Raw genomic sequence first — 18,547 nt, 5'->3', positions numbered from 1 at the left:
AAAAAACTTTCCGATAGCGTCATTTTTAATCGAAACGCTTATTTTTGGCGCTGTTTGATGGCTTTTGGCAGGTCAGCAAGGCTATTAATGACCAAATCTGCGGCGGCCTCACCTTCTTCTGTCACTGGTTTACCGGTACGAACCAACACTTTAGTCCCCACCAAAGCGGCAGCACCGGCCTGCATATCTTCAATTTTGTCGCCGACCATATAAGAAGAAGCCATATCGATGTGCAGGAAGTCCCGTGCGGAAATCAGCATTCCCGGCTGCGGCTTGCGGCAGTCACAGGTCTGACGAAACGCTTCCACGCTCCCTTCCGGGTGGTGAGGACAATAATAGATACCGTCGAGATCGACACCGCGGTCCGCCAGCGACCAGTCCATCCACTCGGTCAGGTTTTCAAAGTCTGCCTCGGTGAACATCCCGCGCGCAATGCCGGACTGGTTAGTCACCAGTACCAGAGCAAAGCCCATCTCTTTTAATTCGCGCATTGCTTCTATAACACCATCAATAAATTCGAATCGGTCAACTTCATATACATAGCCATGATCGACATTAATGGTGCCATCGCGGTCGAGAAAAATAGCGGGTACGGACTGTGCCACTGGAGAACTCCTGAAACGGGTTAATTGCGCTTAGTATCGCATGATTTAGTAATAAGGAGAGAACAGTCCTTCACTCCCTGATTGATTTAGACGTCTGGATGCCTTAACATCCATATCGATTACGGTAACTTTGGTTACTGGTAGCAGAAAATTCCACGGCTAATACATATACGATAATAAATAACTCAATGATTAAACTTTCAAATATCACCAAGGTGTTCCAGCAGGGCAACCGCAGCATACAGGCATTGAATAATGTCAGTCTGCACGTGCCTGCCGGGCAAATTTATGGCGTGATTGGCGCGTCCGGTGCGGGGAAAAGTACCCTCATCCGCTGTGTAAACCTGCTTGAGCGTCCGACTCAGGGTTCAGTTCTGGTTGATGGCCAGGATCTGACAACGCTTTCCGAAACCCAGTTAACCAAAGCCCGTCGCCAGATTGGCATGATCTTCCAGCACTTTAATCTGCTCTCTTCGCGTACCGTATTCGGCAACGTTGCTCTACCGCTTGAGCTGGACAATACGCCAAAAGAAGAGATTAAACGCCGCGTTACCGAACTGCTGGATTTAGTTGGCCTCAGTGAAAAACACGATACCTGGCCGGCAAATCTTTCCGGCGGGCAGAAACAGCGCGTGGCGATTGCCCGTGCGCTTGCCAGCAACCCAAAAGTACTGCTGTGCGACGAAGCCACCAGCGCGCTGGACCCGGCCACGACACGTTCCATTCTGGAGCTGCTGAAAGACATTAATCGTCGCCTGGGGCTGACTATTCTGCTCATCACCCACGAGATGGATGTCGTAAAACGCATTTGTGACTGCGTGGCCGTTATCAGCAACGGCGAGCTTATCGAGCAGGATACGGTGAGCGAAGTGTTCTCCCATCCGAAAACGCCTTTGGCGCAGCAGTTTATCCAGTCCACGCTGCACCTCGACGTACCGGAAGATTACGCTCAGCGCCTGAGCGCAGAGAATAAAGAAAGCGCGGTACCTTTATTGCGCCTGGAATTCACCGGCCAGTCGGTCGATGCTCCACTTCTCTCTGAAACAGCACGTACCTTCAACGTGAACAGCAACATTATTAGCGCGCAGATGGATTATGCCGGCGGCGTGAAGTTCGGCATCATGCTGTGCGAAATGCACGGCGAGCCAAAAGATACGCAAGCGGCTATTGCCTGGCTGCAGGAGCAACACGTGAAAGTAGAGGTGCTGGGTTATGTCTGAAGCAATGATTTGGTTACTGGCTCGCGGCGTGTATGAAACGTTAGCCATGACCTTTGTTTCCGGTTTCTTCGGGTTTGTGATTGGCCTGCCTGTCGGCGTGTTGCTGTACATCACTCGCCCTGGGCAAATCAGCGCTAACGCAAAGCTTTATAGCAGCCTCTCGGCGGTAGTTAACATCTTCCGTTCTATCCCGTTCATTATTCTGCTCGTCTGGATGATACCTTTTACCCGCGTCATTGTAGGAACTTCTATCGGCCTGCAGGCGGCTATCGTTCCATTGACCGTAGGTGCAGCACCGTTTATTGCCCGTATGGTCGAAAACGCGCTGCTGGAAATCCCAACCGGCCTGATTGAAGCTTCACGCGCGATGGGCGCCACGCCGCTGCAAATCATCCGCAAAGTATTGCTTCCGGAAGCACTTCCAGGCCTGGTCAATGCTGCCACGATTACCCTTATTACTTTAGTGGGCTATTCTGCTATGGGCGGTGCCGTCGGTGCCGGTGGTCTGGGGCAGATTGGCTATCAGTACGGGTACATCGGTTACAACGCTACAGTAATGAATACCGTGTTGGTTCTTCTGGTCGTGCTGGTTTACTTAATTCAATTCTCTGGCGATCGTATCGTCCGGGCTGTTACTCACAAATAAACACAACTGCATTCATACAAGGAAAAGGACATGGCTTTTAACTTTAAAACGTTCGCCGCGGTCGGTGCTCTGATTGGCTCTCTGGCCCTGGTGGGTTGCGGTCAGGAAGAAAAAGATCCAAACCACATTAAAGTCGGCGTGATCGCTGGCGCTGAGCAGCAGGTTGCGGAAGTGGCTCAGAAAGTGGCCAAAGAGAAGTATGGCCTGGATGTTGAGCTGGTGACCTTTACCGACTATGTGCTGCCAAACGAAGCGCTGAGCAAAGGCGACATCGACGTTAACGCCTTCCAGCATAAGCCTTACCTGGATCAGCAAATCAAAGATCGTGGTTATAAACTGGTTTCCGTAGGCAATACTTTTGTTTATCCAATTGCCGGCTACTCTAAAAAAATCAAATCACTGGCTGAACTGCAGCCGGGTTCTCAGGTAGCACTACCAAACGACCCAACTAACCTCGGCCGTTCTCTGCTGCTGCTGCAGAAAGAAGGTCTGATCAAACTGAAAGACGGTGTTGGTCTGCTGCCAACCGTGCTGGATGTCACCGAGAACCCAAAAAACCTGAAGCTGGTCGAGCTGGAAGCACCGCAATTGCCACGCTCTCTTGACGACGCGCAGATTGCCCTGGCTATCATCAACACCACTTACGCCAGCCAGATTGGCCTGACGCCAGCGAAAGACGGTATCTTCGTTGAAGACAAAAACTCTCCTTACGTGAACCTGATCGTGTCTCGTGAAGATAACAAAGATGCAGAGAACGTGAAGAAGTTCGTTCAGGCCTACCAGTCTGACGAAGTTAACGAAGCGGCTAACAAAGTCTTTAACGGCGGCGCGGTTAAAGGCTGGTAAGTTTCCATTCTTCAGTTTTACGTAAATAATTAAAGGCGGGCGCAAGCCCGCCTTGTTATTTTGGTTCGAGCTTGCTTCAATGTTCCCCGTTTTACATTCATTGAGGAAATATTATGCGTGCTTTACCGATCTGTTTATTAGCATTCATGCTGAGCGGCTGTTCAATGCTAAGCAGATCCCCAGTAGAACCCGTTCAAAGCACGGCAGCTGCGCCGAAGACAGAAACAGAGAAACCTAAAGCGCCTCGCCCTGCTCCGGTCAGAATCTACACCAACGCAGAAGACTTAGTGGGTAAACCGTTCCGTGATTTAGGCGAAGTCAGCGGCGAGTCTTGCCAGGCAAGCAATCAGGATTCCCCACCGAATATCCCGACAGCACGTAAACGCATGCAGATTAATGCCTCTAAAATGAAAGCCAATGCGGTTCTACAACACAGCTGCGACATCACCACTGCTACGCCTGGGTGCTACCGTCAGGCCGTCTGTGTTGGCTCCGCGCTGCAAGTTTCGGCGCAATGACCGAATTCGAGTTTGCGCAAATAGGCGTCATTCACTCCCCTTATAAAGAAAAGTTCGCCGTCCCGCGTCAGCCCGGTCTGGTCAAAGATGGCGGTGGCGAACTGCATCTGCTTGCGCCTTACAACCAGGCCGATGCCGTGCGCGGGCTGGAAGAGTTTAGCCACCTGTGGCTGCTGTTTGTCTTCCATCAAACGATGGAAGGCGGCTGGCGCCCAACCGTTCGCCCTCCCCGGCTTGGCGGAAACGCGCGAATGGGCGTGTTTGCTACGCGTTCCACGTTTCGCCCTAATCCAATCGGCATGTCGCTGGTTGAGCTTAAAGGTATTCGTTGCCAAAAAGATGAAGTGATACTGCAGCTTGGCAGCCTGGATTTGGTGGATGGTACGCCCATTGTGGATATCAAACCGTACCTGCCGTTTGCAGAAGCCGTGCCGGACGCACGTGCTGGCTACGCACAGCAGGCTCCCCAGGCGGACATGCACGTGACGTTTACACCAGAAGTGCAGCATCAGTTAACCGGGCTGGAAAAACGCTATCCGCATCTTGCGCGCTTTATCAGTCAGGTGCTTGCTCAGGACCCTCGTCCTGCCTATCGTAAAGGAGAAGATGTCGGGAAGACTTATGCCGTTCTGCTTCTGGACTTTAATGTTCGCTGGCGTATCACAGAGCAAGGTTTTGAAGTGTTCGCCCTCGAAGCGAGTTAATTTAGCCCTCTCTCTTTTGACATCTCTGCCACACTGGTAAACTAAACCACTTTTTTTGAAGCAGGCCGCCGGCGGCCTGCGCTCTGCCGTCCAAATGGAACCGTAACAACATGCGTACTAGCCAATATCTGCTCTCCACTCTGAAGGAGACACCTGCCGACGCTGAAGTAGTCAGCCACCAGCTGATGCTGCGCGCCGGGATGATCCGCAAGCTGGCCTCCGGTTTATACACCTGGCTGCCGACCGGTTTGCGCGTCCTGAAGAAAGTCGAAAACATCGTGCGTGAAGAGATGAACAACGCCGGTGCTATCGAAATGTGCATGCCGGTGGTTCAACCCGCCGACCTGTGGCAGGAGAGTGGACGTTGGGAGCAATACGGCCCGGAGCTGCTGCGCTTTGTTGACCGTGGCGAACGTCCTTTCGTGCTGGGTCCAACCCACGAAGAAGTGATCACCGACCTGATTCGCAACGAGCTTAGCTCCTACAAACAGCTGCCGCTGAATCTGTTCCAGATCCAGACTAAATTCCGTGACGAAGTGCGCCCACGCTTTGGCGTTATGCGTTCCCGCGAATTCCTGATGAAAGACGCCTACTCGTTCCATACGTCTCAGGAATCCCTGCAGGAAACCTACGACAAAATGTATGAGGCTTACAGCAAGATCTTCTCCCGCATGGGTCTGGACTTCCGTGCCGTGCAGGCGGACACCGGCTCTATCGGCGGCAGTGCCTCCCATGAGTTCCAGGTGTTGGCACAAAGCGGTGAAGATGATGTGATCTTCTCTGACAGCTCAGATTATGCGGCAAACATCGAATTCGCTGAAGCTTTAGCACCGGCAACAGGCCGTGCAGCACCGACCGCTGAAATGAGCCAGATTGATACTCCGAACGCTAAAACCATCGCCGAGCTGGTAGAGCAGTTCAACCTGCCAATCGAGAAAACGGTTAAAACTCTGCTGGTGAAAGCGACCGAAGGCAGCGCTTATCCGCTGGTTGCTTTGCTGGTTCGTGGCGATCACGAGCTGAACGAAGTGAAAGCCGAGAAGCTGCCGCAGGTAGCAAGCCCACTGGCGTTCGCCACCGAACAGGAAATTCGCGACATCGTGAAAGCAGGTCCGGGCTCCCTGGGCCCAATCAACCTGCCGGTTCCGGTTGTGATTGACCGCAGCGTTGCCGCGATGAGCGATTTCGCCGCTGGTGCAAACATCGACGGGAAGCACTTTATCGGCATTAACTGGGAACGCGACGTTGCGCTGCCGGAAGTTGCGGATATCCGTAACGTTGTGGCCGGCGATCCAAGCCCGGACGGCAAAGGCACGTTGATGATCAAGCGCGGCATCGAAGTCGGTCACATCTTCCAGTTGGGTACGAAGTACTCCGAAGCGCTGAAAGCAGCAGTTCAGGGCGAAGATGGCCGTAACCAGACGCTGACCATGGGCTGCTACGGTATCGGCGTAACCCGCGTGGTCGCGGCCGCGATTGAACAGAACTTTGATGACCGCGGTATTCTGTGGCCGGATGCAATCGCGCCGTTCCACGTTGCGATTCTGCCAATGAACATGCACAAGTCCTTCCGCGTGCAGCAGCTGGCTGAAGAGCTGTATACCACGCTACGTGCACAGGGTATCGACGTGCTGCTGGATGACCGCAAAGAGCGTCCAGGCGTGATGTTTGCCGACATGGAACTGATTGGTATTCCTCACACTATCGTTATCGGCGACCGCAATCTCGACAACGAAGAGATCGAATACAAACATCGCCGTGCCGGTGAGAAGCAGATGATCAAAGTCAACGAAATCGTTGATTTCTTAGTCAGCGCCATCAAAGGTTGATACCCTCTCTGCCGTAAATCAACGCCCTGTTTTACAGGGCGTTTTGCTTAATTAAAGCCGGCATAAAGGATTATGTATGAAAAGGTACGCCTGGATTGCGACACTCTCTTTCCTGGTTTCGGGCTGTAGTATGGACATTGCCCTCCCTTCTAAAACAACCAACAAAACCACGAACGCCCCTCCCTCAGCCATCAAATTTCAACGCGTCAGTTCAGCCCCCGGGGAGACGTTGAAAGAAATTCATCAGCAGGATTTACGGCCAGGCGATCTATTGCTGTCTTCAACGATTAGCCTGACCTCTGTCGGTATTCGCCTGTTCAGCACCTCAGCGGTAAGCCATGTTGCCATTTATATTGGCCAGGGCGAAGTGGCTGAAGCCGTTGGCTCTGGCGTGCAGATAGTCACGCTTGAAGAAGCCATGCAGCATAGTGATAAGCTTCTGGCTTTGCGCTTCCCTGAACTCACCCCAGAGCAGGCCAACAGTATAAGAAAATTTGCCCACAGCAAATCTGGTAAGGGTTATAACTATAAAGGGATTATTGAAATGGCTCCCTTCATGGTGACAAAACAGCTTTGCTCGCTAAATCCGTTTTCGAAAGAGTTTCGCCAGCAATGTATAAAGGTCTCGCTGCTTCTCAACTCAGTACCCCGGATGGCAATAAAGCGAACTACTTTTGCTCCGAGTTTGTTCTTGCCGCCTATGAGCACGCAGGTACGCCTTTGACGCAAGCATCTCCTGGCTGGGTAAGCCCGGCAGATTTGCTTCACATGCGTGAGGGGGATGTTGCGACGTTAGCGCCGACTATGCCACTCAGCTACGTCGGGCACATTAAACCTGGCATTTACCTGAAGGCTCGCAGGCTAGCGACGCTATAAAAAAAGCCCTGCATCTGCAGGGCTTTTTCGTTTTAGTCGTTACAGTCTTTGCCGGGCTTAAACTTCGCGCCCTTATCGGCCACCAGCGCTTTTTGCAGCTCTCCGCTATCAGGAGAGGCCTGCAGCGTAAAGTGCCCTTCTACCACCAGCAGGATTGGCGCACTGTTCTTGCCGCGCGCTGCCGCATAGGCTCTTTCCAGCTCGGCGTTATTCGCCACGGCAAAAGTTTTACCTGTAGCACAGTCCTCAAATACAGCGGCGTCGGCCATGTATTTGTACTTACCTTTCATCGGCATTGGCGTTGACGGCAGCTTCGCATCCACCGCTTTCAGCGTGTAGTTGAACTGCGATTCAATCGGATTGCCTTCACGATCCAGCATCACCAGGCTGTCGCCCTTTGGATGGAAGTACTGCTTCTCGCCTTCGCTGTCAGTTAAGACCAGCTTATCGGCAGTACGCGCCCATTTACCGTAGCTGGCAAACGAGGCTCCTTTACCCTGATAGGTCTGGTTCATCACCCAGGTGCCATCCTTTTCCAGGAACAGCGAGGTTTCAATCCCTTCACAATCCGCACACGGCACTACGCCGCGATAGCTCTGCTGCATCGGTTTCAGTTCCGCTGCCTGAGCCGGGAGCAAAGTTTGCGTTTCCGTACGATTATTACAGCCAAATAGCGTGAACAGGCTGAGCGCTGCCAGCGCAGCCAGAAGACTTTTCTTCATGCTTTATTCCTTATGCCATTGTCCCAACTTCGCCGCTACTCCGGATGGCGGCGAACTTTGCCGCGCAGTGCTTTGGTCGTCGACTTCTGCGCCTTAGAGGTCAGACGTCGCTCTTTAGAAGCTCGCGTCGGCTTTGTCGCGCGACGACTCTTCTGCACTACGGTGAGTTCTTGTATCAATGAAACCAGGCGAGCCACCGCCGCTTCGCGGTTCATCTCCTGACTTCGGTATTCCTGGGCTTTAATCACCACGACGCCCTCAGGCGTGATCAAATGATGACTTACCGCCAACAGACGTATCTTATACGACTCTGGCAGGCTAGAGGCAGGGATATCAAAGCGCAAATGAATAGCCGTTGAGGTTTTATTCACATGCTGCCCGCCTGCCCCCTGGGCGCGAATCGCGGTAATCGTGACCTCATTGTCCGGGATAGATACCGTTCGCGACACTGAAATCATGGCTGCTGCCAGGCCGTAAAGTGAATTTCCAGATTATTCTCGCTATCGGACAGCCAAATCGCGCCGTCCTGGATAGTTGCCTGCAGATTCATGGTACGCGTGCCAAATTCGCTTAGCTTCGCCAGCTGTACGTCATCCAGATACCAGATAGACAGGTTTTTAAACTGGCTCAGGCGGTTCTGGTTTTGCTGCCACCAAATTTCCGCCGCCCGACTATTATAGGTAAACAACGCCACCTCGGCCGACTGGCTGCAGGCTTTTTTCACCCGACGCTCTTCCGGTAACCCCAGATCCACCCACAAATCAATGCCAAGGTGATCGTTCTTGCGCCAGATTTCCGGCTCGTCTTCCGCACTAAGACCGCGGGTAAACTCCAGACGCTCATCCGCATATTTAATCCACGCCAGCAGGCGCAACATCATGCGTTCCTGCGTTTCCGAAGGGTGGCGCGCCAGCGTCAGGCTGCTGTCCAGAAACCGATTACGATCGAGATCGGCCACATTCACCGTCGCCTTATAAATTGTCGCTTTTAACGCCATCACACTTCTCCATACACAATTGCGCGCTATTGTAGCGAAATAACATACTCTCGGCTTGCAGTATGGCGGGTATACCCTAAATAATTCGAGTCTTAGCCTGGCTGATATCGGTTACATTGCTGTGGTATAGTCACCTTGCTAAACAGAGTTTATCTTCGTAGGCTTAGACTTGACCCCACGAATAGGTCTGAAGTCGGGACTCTGAGAGGAGGGTAAGTGGAAAAGTATTGTGAATTGGTTCGGCAACGCTACGCGGAAATTGCCAGCGGTGATCTAGGCTACATTCCTGATGCCTTAGGATGCGTATTGAAGGCTCTGAACGAAGTCGCCTCCAGCGAGGCCGTCTCGGAGTCGGTCAGGGAACAGGCGGCATATGCTGCCGCGAACTTACTGGTGAGCGATTATGTCAATGAATGATGCCTATCAACCCATCAACTGTGATGATTATGACAATCTCGAGCTCGCCTGCCAGCATCATTTGTTACTGACGCTGGAGTTAAAAGACGGGGAGACTTTCAAGGCCAAAGCGAGCGACCTGGTTTCTCGTAAAAACGTCGAATACCTGATTGTTGATGATGCCGGCGCTACGCGAGAGTTACGCCTCGATAAAATTAACAGCTTTAGCCACCCCGAAATTGGCACTATCGTGGTGAGCGTCGAATAAATTTGGTCACCCCATATCAAACAAAACGGGCAGCTATCGAGGCTGCCCGTTTTGTTTAGGGCTTCATTGAGGCGTAGTAGGCCGCTAAATTAGAGATATCCTCGTCTGAAAGACCGCTGACATAAGCCTTCATGATTTCTGCCTGCCCACCGCTGCGCTCCCCTTTTTTATAAGCCTGAAGCGAGTGTTCCAGATAGGCTTCGCTCTGCCCACCGATGTTTGGATAGAGCGGGGCAGACGCTTTCCCACTCATGCCATGGCAGGCGACACAGGTGATGGCCTTTGCTTCCCCGGCTTGTGCATCGCCTTTAGCCAGAGCGGGTAAACTGCAGGCCATTAGCCCAAGCAGCAGTACGACTTTTTTCATTGTTCAACTCCCTTTTGCCAGTCTATGTGCCAGCATGAATGTTCCGTGACTTGCCCCTCGCGGGTAACAAAAGCGCCAGGCGCAGCAATAAGCTGCTCGCCATAAAACAGCAGCGGCGTGGCATCTCTCTCCCACGGAGGAATCCGCAGTTCCTGCCAGATTTTTTTCAGCGTCCGCCCTTTATCCCTGCCGACAATATGCAGCAAACCTGGCGCCTTAAAGCGCAGACTGACGATTTCGCCTTCTGCTGGCGCACGTACCGCCATTCCCTTAGCGCTGAGAGAAACCATTCCCAGCTCTGGAAGATTCAGAGGTTGGTAAGGCGCAGGCCATAGATAGCTTTTATTTCGATCGACGTTGAACAGCGGAACCCAATACAGCTCCCCCTGAAAACGCCTGATTTCATGCTCCCCCAGGCGAAGGCGAGGATTGGCATCTTCCCGACTTAAGGCAACTTCCTGCCATAAACGCTGCAGAGAAGCCCGGGACGGCATCGCGGCACGATGGTGTGCCAGCCAGCGTCGCAGCAGGGCAAATCGTCTGGTTTCGCTCATCGTCAACATCGGCTCAATACGCAATGCGCCCTGGGGCGACATCAAGTTATCCAGCTGTTCAGCAAGCAGCTCGTCAAGAAGCTGTTCCTGCTCGCCGCATAACTCAGCGCTGCGGGCAACGCTGCGGGAAAAATGTGGCCACCGCTGCTGCAAAAGGGGAACGACTCTCAGGCGCAGGAAATTCCGATCATATTTATCGTCCTGATTACTTTCGTCTTCAATCCAGCTTAGCTGGTGAGCATAAGCCCACTCTTCAAGCTGCAAACGCAAAGTCGACAATAGCGGGCGCAGTAATAACGTGTTGCTAAAAGGCAGAATAGAGGGCATAGACGCCAGCCCGGCCGGGCCACTTCCACGTTTAAGCGCCAGCAGGAAGGTCTCACACTGGTCGTCCAAATGCTGCGCCGTGAGCAACACTTCTCCTGACCGGAGCGAATCCGATAACGCCTGATAGCGAGCCGATCTGGCCTCCCCTTCTATCCCCTGCCCACCGGGAGGAAGCTGTACATGAGCCACATCAAAGGGCACTAGCCATGCAGCACAAAGCGCCCGGCAATGTTCTACCCAGCTATCTGCCCTTGGGCTTAGTCCGTGATGGATATGCATCGCCCTGATATTCAGTCCAGGTTGCAAGGTGTCACGCAGGGTAACCAGTTGATGCAGCAGAACGGTCGAATCCAGCCCGCCGCTAAACGCCACCAGCAGTTGGCGATGAGGATGCAGAAAAGACTGAAGTTCGCGGATAGTCATAGTTCGTCGTTACGAAGGGTTTGCCCGGCAAATTACCGGGCATTCGCAGCGCTGGCAAGGTTTACTGCTGATAAAGTTCCAGCGGCAGGCCATCGGGATCGCTAAAGAAAGTGAAACGTTTATTCGTATAGGGGTCGATGCGAATCGGCTCGCATTTCACACCGTGGCTTTCGAGATGCGTGATCGCCTGGTCGATGTTTTCCACGCTGAATGCCAGATGCCGAAGCCCACAGGCTTCCGGGCGGCTTGGGCGTACCGGTGGAAATGGGAAAGAGAACAGCTCAATAACATACTGGCCGTTTAGCGCCAGATCGCCTTTCCAGGAGTCCCGCTCTTTGCGGTAGACTTCCGCTTCCAGCGTAAATTCCAGCACATCGCAATAGAATTGCTTACTGCGTTCGTAGTCCGACGCGATAATCGCGACGTGATGAATTTGCTTTAAACCCAGCATAAAATCTCCTTAGTCACTTCAGGCAAGGTAATCATCGCTTCCTTGCAAAGCAAGCGCTCAAGCCTCTTTTAAGACTCGTACTCTGTAGACGCCATCCTCACCGAGTTTTGCTCCATGGATGTCCGTTTCAAAGCCCGGATAATGCTCTCCAACAGAGCAAAGCATCAGCAGGAAGTCGAGCACCGCGCGGCTCTCTTTGGTGATCACCTCTCCAGGCATAACCACCGGAACTCCCGGCGGATAGGGCAGGATCATATTGGCCGACACTCTGCCCAACAGTTCCTCTATCTCTACCGTTTCAACGTTGCCTTTAACCTGCTGCTGATAAGCCTCATGCGGCGTCATACGCATTTCAGGCAGGACATCAAAAGCGCGCAGCATCAGGTCTGGCAGGTTATGTTGCTTAATCAGCTTGTGGATCCCCTGCGCCAGCGTCTGGATACGCATATTGCGATAAAAGTCAGGATCTTCCGCGTACAGATCCGGCAGCATATTCTTCACCCGAAGATTAAGATCGTAAGAACGCTTAAACTCCGTCAACCCACGCAGCAGGCTTAGCGCTTTTGTCTTATCAATACCGATACTGAACAGGAACAGCAGGTTATACGGGCCGGTTTTCTCGACGACAACGCCTCTCTCATCGAGGAACTTAGCCACCAGCGCCGCCGGGATCCCCTCTTCCGCCATCTCTCCCAGCTCACTCATGCCCGGTGTCAGAATAGTGACTTTGATAGGATCGAGATACATGTGATCCGCGTCAGCGTCCCTAAAGCCATGCCAGTCTTCTTCACCGGGTGCAATGGGCCAGCACTCGGCCTCATCAACATGATCGGGCTGCCAGATATCGAAAAACCAGTCTTCTGACTCTTCACGCAGACGCTGTACTTCGCGACGAAAATGCAGCGCGCGCTCAACAGAGCGGTTAATCAGCCGCTTACCAGTGTTACCGCGCAACATCGCCGCGGCAGTTTCAATCGAGGCCACCAGCGGGTAGCTCGGGGAAGTGGTGGTATGCATCATGTAGGCTTCATTAAAGGTCTCTTCATCGTAATCACCTTTTATGTGAATCAGTGAAGCCTGAGAGAACGCCGCCAGCAGCTTATGGGTTGACTGCGTTTCATAGATAATTTTCCCCGGCACCCGCTCACCGCTCATGCCGCTTTTTCCCTGATAAATCGGGTGGAAGTTGGTATAAGGCACCCACGCTGAATCAAAATGAATCGACGGCACATCCAGCGTTTTCTTGATGAAATCGGTGTTGTACAGCAGCCCGTCGTAGGTCGAGTTGGTGATAACCGCGTGTACCGGCCACTGCGCATTCAGGGTTTCAGAGACCTTTTTCTCTATATTTTCCCGGGTGAATTCACGCTGCGGAATGCCCCCCAGGATCCCCAGCGCGTTGCGCGTTGGCTTCAGCCAGATGGGCACCAGATTGGTCATCATCAGCAGATGGGTCAGCGATTTATGGCAATTACGATCGACCAGAATCGTGCTGCCGGACGGCGCGGCATACATACCGACAATCTTATTAGACGTCGAAGTGCCGTTGGTCACCATATAGCTTTGCTCTGCGCCAAAGGTGCGGGCGATATACTCTTCTGCCTCCAGATGAGGGCCGGTATGGTCAAGCAGTGAACCCAGCTCCGTGACCGAAATCGACACATCCGCCTTCAGCGTGTTACCACCGAAGAAGTCGTAAAACAGACAGCCGACCGGGCTTTTTTGGTAGGCGGTACCGGCCATATGTCCTGGCGTACAGAAGGTATATTTCCCCTCTTTAACATAGGTGAACAGCGCTTTGGTCAGCGGCGGCGTAATCGTATCCAGGTACTCATCGGTGTACTGGCGAATACGCAGGGCGATGTCGTCGGCCGCGCTCAGCGCATATTCGAAGAACCACAGCGCCATGCGCATTTCATTCACGCTAACGTTCAAAGAGGAGTGAGTATTGATAAACGCATACAGAGGCAGGTTTTCGTTCAGCAGGTTGATTTCGCTGCACAAATCGAGGCTGTATTCGTCCCAGTCAAAGACAACGCCGCAGATGCGCGGGTTGTGCTCAATCAGCTTAAGCAGATCGGTGCTGTTGGTCGGATAAATGAGCTGAAAACCCTGTAGCTCCAACGCGCGATGCAGTTCCTTGATGGGCTCGTCTTTATAGAAAACGCCGTGCGGCCCCATAATCGCAATAGTATTCAATGTTCACCTCCTGGAAAATCACTTGGCTAAGCATAGCGCAATGGGGTTTTCCATGAAGCGATAAATGCAAAAAGGGCCGGAAAATCCGACCCTTATCGCTATTTTACAGCATAAAATCAGGCGTAACCGTAACTCATCAGACGCTGGTAGCGACGGTTTAATAACTCGTCTTTATTTAGCACATCGAGATCGGCCAGATCGGCCAGCAGCTGCGCACGCAGGGAAGCAGCCATCACTTCCGGGTTACGATGCGCGCCGCCCAGCGGCTCAGGAATCACGGTATCAATAAGCTTCAGCTCTTTCAGACGCGGAGCAACAATGCCCATTGCCTCTGCCGCCAGCGGAGCTTTATCAGCGCTTTTCCACAGAATGGACGCGCAGCCTTCCGGGGAGATAACGGAATAGGTGCTGTACTGCAGCATATTCACTTTGTCGCCCACGCCAATGGCCAGCGCACCGCCGGAACCACCTTCACCGATAACGGTACAGATGACAGGCACTTTCAGGCGGGACATTTCACGCAGGTTACGGGCGATCGCTTCAGACTGACCACGTTCTTCGGCACCAACGCCCGGATATGCACCCGGCGTGTCGATGAAGGTAATGATCGGCATGTTAAAACGTTCAGCCATTTCCATCAGGCGCAGCGCTTTGCGGTAGCCTTCTGGTGCCGGCATCCCGAAGTTACGACGGATTTTCTCTTTGGTTTCACGCCCTTTCTGATGACCAATGATCATCACCGGACGGCCTTCCAGACGAGCAATACCGCCCACGATAGCTTTATCGTCGGCATAGGCACGGTCACCGGCCAGTTCGTCGAACTCATCAAAAGCCAGACGAACATAATCCAGGGTGTACGGACGCTGCGGATGGCGCGCCAGCTGCGCAATCTGCCATGCGCCTAAATCAGCGAAGATCTTGCGGGTCAGCTCAACGCTTTTCTCGCGCAGACGCTGCACTTCTTCGTCCAGATTAATATCCAGTTTTTCATCCTGGCGGCTAACGGCCGTCAGGGAATCGATTTTCGCTTCCAGCTCTGCAATCGGCTGTTCGAAATCAAGGAAATTCAGACTCATAATATTCCTGTTTTAGTCAAACTCCAGTTCCACCTGCTCCGAACCAATCAGCGTTCGCAGATCGTTAAGTAAACGATCGCTAGGGGAAACACGCCATGTCGCACCGAAGCGCAACCGGGCTCGTGCATCCACCCTCTGATAGTAGAGATGTACTGGAATTGTCCCCGAACGATGGGGTTCCAGAGACTGACGGAGACGGTTTAAAAGCTGGTCATCAATTTGCCTGTCCGTCAGCGAGATAGCAAGCCCACGCGCGTACTTTTCACGGGCTTCGTCGATGTCCATCAGCTCGCGGGCCGTCATTTTAAGCCCTCCGCTGAAGTCATCAAAGCTGACCTGTCCGCTGACGATCAGGATACGGTCTTTTTCCAGCAGATGCTGGTATTTTTCTAGTGCATCTGTGAATAACATCACTTCCAGACGGCCGGAACGGTCGTCCAGCGTACAGATGCCGATGCGATTCCCCCGCTTGGTGACCATCACCCGCGAAGCAATCACCAGACCCGCAGCCGTGGTCATTTTACCACGTTCTGTCGGGTGCATCTCTTTCAGGCGCATGCCACCGACATAGCGCTCAATTTCTTTCAGGTACTGGTTAATCGGGTGGCCGGTAAGATACAGCCCAAGCGTTTCACGCTCCCCTTCCAGCACCACATGATCCGGCCATGGGATCACGCTGGCGTAGGATTTTTCGACCTGCTCAGGCTCTTCAGCCAGGACGCCAAACATATCCGCCTGGCCGATAGCTTCCGCTTTCGCGTGCTGGTCGGCCGCTTTCAGCGCATCACCTAAAGCGTTCATCAGTGCCGCACGGTGTGGCCCAAGCCGGTCAAATGCCCCGGACATAATGAGTTTTTCCAGCACCCTGCGATTCAGCTTTTTGATATCGGAACGCGCGCACAAATCAAAGAGATCGAGGAAATGCCCGCCCTGATTACGTGCTTCGATAATGGCTTCAATCGGGCCTTCACCCACGCCTTTGATCGCGCCGATACCGTAAACAATTTCCCCGTCATCGTTGACGTGGAAATGATAAAGACCAGAGTTAATGTCCGGCGACAGGACTTTCAGCCCCATGCGCCAGCATTCGTCCACCAGGCCCACCACTTTCTCGGTGTTATCCATGTCTGCGGTCATAACGGCCGCCATAAACTCTGCCGGATAGTGCGCCTTAAGCCACAGCGTCTGGTACGAAACCAAAGCATAGGCAGCGGAGTGCGATTTGTTAAAGCCGTACCCGGCAAATTTCTCTACCAGGTCAAAGATTTTCATCGACAGCTCGCCGTCGACGCCGTTTTTGATCGCGCCCTCTTCAAAGGTGCCGCGCTGCTTGGCCATCTCTTCCGGTTTCTTTTTACCCATCGCACGGCGAAGCATATCCGCGCCGCCGAGGGTATAACCGGAAAGCACCTGGGCAATCTGCATAACCTGTTCCTGATACAGGATGATGCCGTAGGTTGGCTCCAGTACAGGTTTCAGGCTTTCGTGCTGCCACTCCACGTCCGGATAAGAGATCTCTTCACGCCCATGCTTACGGTCGATGAAGTTATCTACCATCCCTGACTGCAGCGGGCCAGGACGGAACAGCGCCACAAGTGCGATCATATCTTCGAAGCAGTCGGGCTGCAGGCGCTTAATCAGGTCCTTCATACCGCGCGATTCAAGCTGGAAGACTGCAGTAGTTTCCGAGCGCTGCAGCATGTCGAAGCTTTTCTTATCTTCGAGCGGGATCGCAGCGATATCAATCGGCTCCAGGCCCTGCTTTGCCCGACGCGGGTTGATCATTTTCAGCGCCCAGTCGATGATCGTCAGCGTACGCAGCCCCAGGAAGTCAAACTTCACCAGACCGGCGTATTCAACGTCGTTCTTATCAAACTGGGTAACCGGATGTTGCCCCTGATCGTCACAATAAAGCGGCGCAAAATCGGTGATTTTGGTTGGCGCGATCACCACGCCCCCGGCGTGCTTACCGGCGTTACGCGTGACACCTTCCAGCTTGCGCGCCATGTCGATCAGCGCTTTAACCTCTTCGTCAGCCTCGTAGATCTCCGGCAATTGAGGCTCGGCCTCGAAGGCTTTCGCCAGCGTCATGCCGGGATCCGGTGGAACCAGCTTGGAGATACGATCGACAAAGCCGTAAGGGTGGCCGAGCACGCGGCCTACGTCACGAATAACCGCTTTCGCCGCCATCGTACCGAAGGTAATGATCTGCGAAACGGCTTCACGGCCATACATTTCCGATACGTGGTCGATAACCTGGTCGCGTTTTTCCATGCAAAAATCGACGTCGAAGTCAGGCATCGAAACACGTTCCGGGTTAAGGAAACGTTCGAACAGTAGGTCAAACTCAAGCGGATCAAGATCGGTGATTTTCAGCGCATAGGCCACCAGCGAACCCGCACCGGAACCACGCCCCGGCCCCACAGGCACGCCGTTATCCTTGGACCACTGGATAAACTCCATCACGATCAGGAAGTAGCCGGGGAACCCCATTTGGTTAATAACCTGCAGCTCGATGTCCAGACGCTCGTCGTATTCAGGACGCTTTTGGGCTCGCTCGTCAGGATCAGGGAACAGGAATTCAAGACGCTCCTCCAGCCCCTCTTTCGATTTCATGACCAGGAAGTCTTCGGTGCTCATATCACCGGTCGGGAATTGCGGCAGGAAGTACTCACCAAGGCGCACGGTAACGTTACAACGTTTGGCGATTTCGACACTGTTTTCCAGCGCTTCAGGGATATCCGAGAACAGCTCGCACATCTCTTCTTCGCTACGCATGTACTGCTGAGCGGAGTAATTGCGCGGGCGCTTAGGATCGTCCAGCGTGAAGCCGTCGTGGATAGCTACGCGGATTTCATGCGCGTCAAAGTCTCCGGCATCAATAAAGCGGACGTCGTTAGTTGCCACCACCGGCAGACCGCGTTCGTCGGCCAGCGCTACGGCAGCGTGAAGATAGTTCTCTTCATCCACTCGGCCGGTACGAATCAATTCCAGATAGAAGCGATCGGCAAAATGCTGCTGCCAGAATTCCAGACACTGATCGACCAACGGCTGGTTTCCACGAAGCAGGCTTTTGCCAATATCTCCCATGCGCCCGCCGGAGAGCAGGATCAGCCCTTCGTTTAACTCTACCAGCCATTCACGATCGATAATCGGACCTGCCGCGCCGTAGCCACGCTGGTAGGCGCGAGAGATCAGTAAAGTGAGGTTTTGATAGCCTTCATTGTTCGCGGCTAGCACCGTCAAATGGCTAAGCTCATCGCCCAACAGCTCGTTGGCAACGTTGAAGTCCGCACCTATGATTGGCTTGATACCGGCGCCGTGACCGGAACCGTAGAATTTGACCAAACCACAAAGGTTGGTGAAATCGGTGATAGCGAGAGCAGGCATTCCCAGCGCCGCGGCTTTTTTTACCAGCGGCCCGGTCTTAGCCAGCCCGTCAATCATGGAATAGTCGCTGTGCACCCGAAGGTGAATGAAACGTGGTTCAGCCATCTCTCACCAATTACTCTATATCAGCTAC

The 18,547-nt window shown here is 53.3% G+C and carries 18 protein-coding genes and 1 pseudogene; 9 read left to right on the top strand and 10 right to left on the bottom strand.

What is annotated here, in order from left to right; all coding sequences use genetic code 11:
• Window positions 1–38: 38 nt before the first annotated feature.
• On the bottom strand, window positions 39–605 hold the full coding sequence (gmhB, locus tag CNE01S_RS04365) for a D-glycero-beta-D-manno-heptose 1,7-bisphosphate 7-phosphatase (protein ID WP_061273739.1): 567 nt from the start codon (window positions 603–605) through the stop codon (window positions 39–41).
• A 188-nt stretch (window positions 606–793) separates the two neighbouring features.
• On the opposite strand from gmhB, the gene metN reads away from it, so the two are divergent.
• The 7 genes and pseudogenes from metN (at window position 794) to CNE01S_RS04330 (ending at window position 7,244) form a co-directional block, all read left to right on the top strand.
• Entirely contained in the window at window positions 794–1,825 is a 1,032-nt protein-coding gene (metN, locus tag CNE01S_RS04360) for a methionine ABC transporter ATP-binding protein MetN (protein ID WP_061273738.1), read from the top strand.
• Window positions 1,818–2,471 (top strand): methionine ABC transporter permease MetI, encoded by a 654-nt coding sequence (locus CNE01S_RS04355; protein WP_038475396.1) that lies wholly within the window; start codon window positions 1,818–1,820, stop codon window positions 2,469–2,471. The genes metN and CNE01S_RS04355 overlap by 8 nt, the downstream gene beginning before the upstream one ends.
• Before the next feature lie 30 nt (window positions 2,472–2,501).
• A complete protein-coding gene (locus CNE01S_RS04350; protein WP_008456978.1) occupies window positions 2,502–3,317 on the top strand; it encodes a MetQ/NlpA family lipoprotein in 816 nt (271 codons plus the stop codon).
• A 113-nt stretch (window positions 3,318–3,430) separates the two neighbouring features.
• Complete coding sequence (gene rcsF / locus CNE01S_RS04345) at window positions 3,431–3,835, top strand: envelope stress sensor lipoprotein RcsF (protein ID WP_061273737.1); 405 nt, start codon at window positions 3,431–3,433, stop codon at window positions 3,833–3,835.
• Window positions 3,832–4,539, top strand: coding sequence for a tRNA (N6-threonylcarbamoyladenosine(37)-N6)-methyltransferase TrmO (gene tsaA, locus CNE01S_RS04340; RefSeq protein WP_061273736.1), 708 nt, complete (start codon window positions 3,832–3,834; stop codon window positions 4,537–4,539). The genes rcsF and tsaA overlap by 4 nt, the downstream gene beginning before the upstream one ends.
• Window positions 4,540–4,649: 110 nt before the next feature.
• The gene (proS, locus tag CNE01S_RS04335; protein WP_061273735.1) at window positions 4,650–6,368 is read left to right on the top strand and encodes a proline--tRNA ligase; all 1,719 of its coding nucleotides are present in this window, start codon (window positions 4,650–4,652) and stop codon (window positions 6,366–6,368) included.
• 76 nt (window positions 6,369–6,444) lie between these two features.
• Window positions 6,445–7,244, top strand: a pseudogene (locus CNE01S_RS04330) (YaeF family permuted papain-like enzyme).
• A 32-nt stretch (window positions 7,245–7,276) separates the two neighbouring features.
• Here CNE01S_RS04330 and nlpE read toward each other — a convergent pair.
• From nlpE to CNE01S_RS04315, 3 genes are read right to left on the bottom strand one after another with little or no spacing between them, the layout of a single operon-like run.
• Window positions 7,277–7,966, bottom strand: a complete 690-nt coding sequence (nlpE, locus tag CNE01S_RS04325) for an envelope stress response activation lipoprotein NlpE (protein WP_061273732.1) — start codon at window positions 7,964–7,966, stop codon at window positions 7,277–7,279.
• 35 nt (window positions 7,967–8,001) lie between these two features.
• The gene (gene arfB, locus CNE01S_RS04320; RefSeq protein ID WP_038475407.1) at window positions 8,002–8,424 is read right to left on the bottom strand and encodes an alternative ribosome rescue aminoacyl-tRNA hydrolase ArfB; all 423 of its coding nucleotides are present in this window, start codon (window positions 8,422–8,424) and stop codon (window positions 8,002–8,004) included.
• The gene (locus tag CNE01S_RS04315) at window positions 8,421–8,963 is read right to left on the bottom strand and encodes a YaeQ family protein (RefSeq protein WP_061273730.1); all 543 of its coding nucleotides are present in this window, start codon (window positions 8,961–8,963) and stop codon (window positions 8,421–8,423) included. Before CNE01S_RS04315 ends, arfB begins: the two co-directional genes overlap by 4 nt.
• A 216-nt stretch (window positions 8,964–9,179) precedes the next feature.
• Here CNE01S_RS04315 and CNE01S_RS04310 point away from each other — a divergent pair, with 216 nt between their 5' ends.
• Together CNE01S_RS04310 and rof are read left to right on the top strand one after the other, a co-directional pair.
• On the top strand, window positions 9,180–9,380 hold the full coding sequence (locus CNE01S_RS04310) for a YaeP family protein (protein ID WP_008456963.1): 201 nt from the start codon (window positions 9,180–9,182) through the stop codon (window positions 9,378–9,380).
• Window positions 9,367–9,627 carry a Rho-binding antiterminator gene (gene rof, locus CNE01S_RS04305; protein ID WP_061273728.1) on the top strand — a complete coding sequence of 87 codons (261 nt, stop codon included), beginning with the start codon at window positions 9,367–9,369 and terminating at the stop codon, window positions 9,625–9,627. Before CNE01S_RS04310 ends, rof begins: the two co-directional genes overlap by 14 nt.
• A gap of 55 nt (window positions 9,628–9,682) precedes the next feature.
• On the opposite strand, the gene CNE01S_RS04300 is transcribed toward rof, so the two are convergent.
• The 6 genes from CNE01S_RS04300 to dnaE all read right to left on the bottom strand — a co-directional run bounded on the left by CNE01S_RS04300 (window position 9,683) and on the right by dnaE (window position 18,519).
• On the bottom strand, window positions 9,683–9,994 hold the full coding sequence (locus CNE01S_RS04300) for a c-type cytochrome (RefSeq protein WP_061273726.1): 312 nt from the start codon (window positions 9,992–9,994) through the stop codon (window positions 9,683–9,685).
• Window positions 9,991–11,298 carry a tRNA lysidine(34) synthetase TilS gene (tilS, locus tag CNE01S_RS04295; protein ID WP_061273724.1) on the bottom strand — a complete coding sequence of 436 codons (1,308 nt, stop codon included), beginning with the start codon at window positions 11,296–11,298 and terminating at the stop codon, window positions 9,991–9,993. The genes CNE01S_RS04300 and tilS overlap by 4 nt, the downstream gene beginning before the upstream one ends.
• Window positions 11,299–11,359: 61 nt before the next feature.
• Window positions 11,360–11,749 (bottom strand): VOC family protein, encoded by a 390-nt coding sequence (locus CNE01S_RS04290; protein ID WP_008456956.1) that lies wholly within the window; start codon window positions 11,747–11,749, stop codon window positions 11,360–11,362.
• 57 nt (window positions 11,750–11,806) lie between these two features.
• The gene (locus CNE01S_RS04285; RefSeq protein WP_061273723.1) at window positions 11,807–13,948 is read right to left on the bottom strand and encodes a lysine decarboxylase LdcC; all 2,142 of its coding nucleotides are present in this window, start codon (window positions 13,946–13,948) and stop codon (window positions 11,807–11,809) included.
• Between the two features lie 116 nt (window positions 13,949–14,064).
• Window positions 14,065–15,024 (bottom strand): acetyl-CoA carboxylase carboxyl transferase subunit alpha, encoded by a 960-nt coding sequence (gene accA / locus CNE01S_RS04280; RefSeq protein ID WP_038475420.1) that lies wholly within the window; start codon window positions 15,022–15,024, stop codon window positions 14,065–14,067.
• Window positions 15,025–15,036: 12 nt separating this feature from the next.
• A complete protein-coding gene (gene dnaE / locus CNE01S_RS04275) occupies window positions 15,037–18,519 on the bottom strand; it encodes a DNA polymerase III subunit alpha (RefSeq protein WP_061273721.1) in 3,483 nt (1,160 codons plus the stop codon).
• Between the last annotated feature and the right edge of the window lie 28 nt (window positions 18,520–18,547).

This window comes from Cedecea neteri NBRC 105707 = ATCC 33855, from assembly GCF_001571265.1.
GTDB classification, from domain to species: Bacteria; Pseudomonadota; Gammaproteobacteria; order Enterobacterales; family Enterobacteriaceae; genus Cedecea; species Cedecea neteri.
The sequence above is the reverse complement of the archived record's forward strand: the minus strand, read 5'-3'. Positions and strand labels throughout refer to the sequence as shown.